Source organism: Jeotgalibacillus sp. ET6, from assembly GCF_029667115.1.
Taxonomy (GTDB): Bacteria; Bacillota; Bacilli; order Bacillales; family Jeotgalibacillaceae; genus Jeotgalibacillus.
On the sequence record NZ_JARUIU010000025.1, the window covers coordinates 1 to 545 of the forward strand.

Annotated in this window: 1 protein-coding gene; it reads right to left on the reverse strand. The window is 42.2% G+C overall.

The window, feature by feature from the left end; translation table 11 throughout:
* Positions 1–5: 5 nt before the first annotated feature.
* Positions 6–545 (reverse strand): helix-turn-helix domain-containing protein (locus tag P6709_RS19740; protein ID WP_278242618.1); only part of this gene is annotated, 540 nt, incomplete at its 5' end.

Genomic DNA, 545 nt, shown 5'->3' on the forward strand with positions numbered 1-545 from the left:
CTCTTTTAATGGGAATCCTTCTTGTTTGAGCTCGAGTGCCAGCTTTGCCTGTGCTTTTCGTGGAAGGCATTCGAATTCTCCCGAAAAGCTCTCAACTTTTTTAGATACGCATTTTCCAGTCTAAGCAGCTCATTCTCACGCTCTAATTCTTTTTCACGTGTTCCCTTTGCTTGTTTATTTTTCTTCGGTGTAGTCGGTTTCTTAGACATAGAAGGTCTCCTCTTTGGACTTGGTTTCAGGCCTTCTATCCCTTGTTCCTGATATCGTTTCATCCAGTGTGCAAGTAAGGAAGGGTTGTTCATCCCAAATTGCATCGCCGCTGTTAGATAGGAAGCACCTGTCGTTAGGATAAATCTTACCGTATCTACTTTAAATTGAACAGGATACTCCTTCCTTTCACTTCTCCTTTTCACCCCCTGGATCCCTTGCCTTTTATAAGAGTGGACCCATCTTTTGATGGGAGTAGAACTTGGGATATGATATTTTCTTGCCAACAAATCGTAGCTGAGATCCCCATTCAGATACTCGCTAATAAGCTTTAGTTT